Annotated in this window: 4 protein-coding genes; 3 read left to right on the plus strand and 1 reads right to left on the minus strand. The window is 71.4% G+C overall.

Annotation, left to right across the window (positions count from 1 at the left end; all coding sequences use genetic code 11):
• Positions 1-129: 129 nt before the first annotated feature.
• Positions 130-525 carry a type II toxin-antitoxin system VapC family toxin gene (locus VB739_RS16405; protein WP_323358084.1) on the plus strand — a complete coding sequence of 132 codons (396 nt, stop codon included), beginning with the start codon at positions 130-132 and terminating at the stop codon, positions 523-525.
• A gap of 40 nt (positions 526-565) precedes the next feature.
• Here VB739_RS16405 and trmH read toward each other — a convergent pair whose 3' ends face one another.
• Entirely contained in the window at positions 566-1,255 is a 690-nt protein-coding gene (trmH, locus tag VB739_RS16410) for a tRNA (guanosine(18)-2'-O)-methyltransferase TrmH (protein WP_323358085.1), read from the minus strand.
• Between the two features lie 50 nt (positions 1,256-1,305).
• Here trmH and VB739_RS16415 point away from each other — a divergent pair, with 50 nt between their 5' ends.
• Together VB739_RS16415 and VB739_RS16420 are read left to right on the plus strand one after the other, a co-directional pair.
• On the plus strand, positions 1,306-1,665 hold the full coding sequence (locus VB739_RS16415; RefSeq protein ID WP_323358086.1) for an MGMT family protein: 360 nt from the start codon (positions 1,306-1,308) through the stop codon (positions 1,663-1,665).
• The gene (locus VB739_RS16420) at positions 1,662-3,092 is read left to right on the plus strand and encodes a 16S rRNA (cytosine(967)-C(5))-methyltransferase (protein WP_416233357.1); all 1,431 of its coding nucleotides are present in this window, start codon (positions 1,662-1,664) and stop codon (positions 3,090-3,092) included. Before VB739_RS16415 ends, VB739_RS16420 begins: the two co-directional genes overlap by 4 nt.
• Positions 3,093-3,163 lie beyond the last annotated feature (71 nt).

The raw sequence follows: 3,163 nt of genomic DNA on the forward strand, positions 1-3,163 counted from the left end.
AGACCGCACAGCGCACTGGGAGGCAAAACTCCCCATGAGGTCTACACTGAGACCAAACCCTGTTCCTCCCGCCCGGAGTTAACGATGTCAGGGACCGAATCTGTCCAATAAAAGCCATCCACCTCAGTCATGGTGGATTCCTGTGTGCTGCTCGATGTGATCACCGCAGACCTTCAGTGGGAATCCTGGAGTGCCGAGCAGCTGCGTCGCTGCCTGATTGCCGGCCCTGTGGCGATCAATCCGCTGATCTATGGCGAGGTGGCTTTTGCCTACGAGCGGATCGAGTCGGTGGAGGAGGTGCTGCCCCGCCACCTCTACGCCTACTGGCCGATCCCCAGGGAAGCCGCCTTTCTCGCGGCCCGTGCCCATGCCAGCTACCGCGCCAGAGGCGGTAACCGCCAGATGATCCTGCCGGACTTTTTGATCGGCGCCCATGCGCTGATCGAACGCTGCCGGCTGCTGACGCGCGACGCCCGGCGGTACCGGCAGGCGTTTCCTGGGCTGCAGCTGATCACGCCTGAGTGATCACACGGCCGGCCTGTGACTCGCTTCGATGGCGGCCCGATCAGCAGCGCAGACGCACCCCCCGTGGCAGCTCCTCGAGGATGGCGCCTTCGGGGCTGAGGGCGGGGTAGGGGCGCCCTTCGCGGCGGCACCAGTCCGCCACCTGCGGGTAGGCCCACTCAAACAGCAGCGGCCCATAGCGCTCCGCGGCCACCCCCTCACCCTGGCTGGGCAGGCAGCCCTTCGCCTGCCGTTGCCGCAGGGCTTCGAACAGCAGGATCGCATTGGCCACCGACACATTCAGCGACTGCACCATCCCCGCCATCGGGATCACGATCGCCTGGTCGATCGCGGCGGCGGTGGCTTCGCTCAGCCCCCATTTCTCCGCCCCCAGCACAAACGCCGTGGGGCCGGTGAAGTCACAACTCCGGTAGTCCACCGCGTCGGCCCCCAGGTGCGTGCCGTAGATCCGGAAGCCATTGGCCTTCAGCAGCGCGATGGCGTCGGTGCTGTGCTCGTGCCGGTGCAGCGCCACCCATTTCTGGCTGCCCAGGGCTGTGCGGTTGAAGGTGGGCACCCTCCCTTTCAGGCTGACGGCGTGGGCTTCGAGCACCCCCACCGCATCACAGCTGCGCAGGATCGCCGAGAGGTTGTGGGGCTTGTCCACATGCTCCAGCAGCACCGTCAGATCGCCCATGCGGCGATCGAGCACCGCGCGCAGGCGCTCGAAGCGGCGGGGCAGCAGCGGCATGGGCCTGGTAAAACGCCATCATCGACGTTGCCCCCTCTGCTGCTCACCCCATGGCTGTCGAGGAGCGTCCCTTTGACAGCCGCGTCTATGCGATGGTGCGGCGCATCCCCCACGGCCAGCTGGCCACCTACGGCCAGGTGGCGGAGCTGATCGGTGCCTACGGCTGCGCCCGCCAGGTGGGCTGGGCCCTGCGGCGCCTGCCCCTGCCGTCGGAGGTGCCCTGGCAGCGGGTGGTGAATGCCCAGGGGCGCATCGCCATGAGCCCCGGCCGTGAAGGCAGCGACTGGATGCAGCGGCAGCTGCTGCTGGCCGAAGGCATCGCCGTGGCCGCCGACGGCCGCCTGCCCCTGGCCCAACACCGCTGGCGGCCACCGCTGGAGCTGGCCGAGCCCTCCTGTACAAAGGAGTGAACCGTCACGGGAGCCCGCCGATTCACGCCAGCGACACCGTCCCCGGCGACGCCATTCCCGGCCTGGCCTCCCGGCAGCTGGCCTGGCAGGTGCTCCAGGCCGTCGCGGCCGGCGCCTACGCCGATGCCGCCCTGGAGCGCGAGCTGGCCTCCCTGGCCCGCGCCGGTGGTGGCCTGTCGGCGGCCGACCGCGGCCTGGCCACCGAGATCGCCTACGGCGCCATCCGCCAGCGGCTGCTGCTGGATGGCTGGATCGACGCCCTCGGCAAGGTGTCCGCCCAGCGCCAGCCCCCGGCCCTGCGCTGGCTGCTGCACGTGGGGCTCTACCAGCTGCTGTTCAGCGATCGGGTGCCGGCGGCGGCGGCGGTGAGCACCACCGTGGCCCTGGCCAAGCGCGTTGGCCTGGGCCGCCTGGCGCCGGTGGTGAACGGGATGCTGCGTTCCCTGCTGCGGCGGCGGGAGCGCCTGGCCGGCACTCCGCCCTGCACCGAAGAACCCTGGGATGGGTTGCCGTTGCCGGCCGATGCCGCCGCTGCCCTGGCCCTGCGCCGCTCCCTTCCCCCCTGGCTCAGCGCCGAGCTGCTCGGTTGGCTGCCGCCGCAGCGGGCCGAGGCCTTCGCCCTGGCCTGCAACGCGGTGCCGGCCCTCGACCTGCGCGTCAATCCCCTGCGCACCAGCCGCGACGAGTTGCTGGCGCGCTTCACGGCCGCCGGTGTGGCCGCCCGCGCCCTGCCCGGCACGCCCCACGGCCTCACCCTGCTGGAGCGGGTCGGCGATCCCCGCGACCTGCCCGGCTACGCCGAGGGGCTCTGGTGCGTGCAGGACCGAAGCGCCCAGGCCATCGCCCCCCTGCTTGACCCCCGGCCCGGCCAGCGGATCCTCGATGCCTGCGCCGCCCCAGGCGGCAAGAGCACCCACCTGGCGGAGCTGATCGGCGACCACGGCGAGTTGTGGGCGCTGGATCGCTCCGAAGCCCGCCTGCGGCGGCTGGATCGCAATGCCGAGCGCCTCGGACTCACGTCGATCCGTTCCCTGGCCCTCGATGCCACCGCCCTCGCCGAAGCCAAGCCCCACTGGTGCGGCTGCTTCGATCGCGTTCTTCTCGATGCCCCCTGCTCCGGCCTCGGCACCCTGGCCCGCCACCCGGACGCCCGCTGGCGGATCACCCCGGACGCCATCGACGGGCTGGTGACCCTGCAGCGCCAGCTGCTGGAAGCCCTGCTGCCCCTGCTGGCACCCGGTGGCCGCCTGGTTTATGCCACCTGCACGGTGGAACCGCGAGAGAACGGCGGCCTGATCGCTGCACTGCTGCAGGCCCACCCCGGCTGGTCGCTGCTGGAGGAACGCCAGTGGTGGCCGGAACCCCCGGCGGGGGAACGGGGCGGCGGCGACGGCTTCTATGCGGCGGTGCTGCAGGGGCCGGCCTAGGGCGGCCGCCTAAGGAGGTGGTGGTGCCACGACGGGGGGCGGTGGCGGCAGCGGGGCGGGCACGTCGGCCG

Source organism: Cyanobium gracile UHCC 0281, from assembly GCF_034931305.1.
Lineage (GTDB): Bacteria > Cyanobacteriota > Cyanobacteriia > PCC-6307 > Cyanobiaceae > Cyanobium > Cyanobium gracile_A.

Excerpts from the sequence above, each read along its gene's own strand:
- VB739_RS16405 (WP_323358084.1), top strand. The coding sequence starts at position 130 with ATGGTGGATTCCTGTGTGCTGCTCGATGTGATCACCGCAGACCTTCAG.
- trmH (WP_323358085.1), bottom strand. The coding sequence starts at position 1,255 with ATGCCGCTGCTGCCCCGCCGCTTCGAGCGCCTGCGCGCGGTGCTCGAT.
- VB739_RS16415 (WP_323358086.1), top strand. The coding sequence starts at position 1,306 with ATGGCTGTCGAGGAGCGTCCCTTTGACAGCCGCGTCTATGCGATGGTG.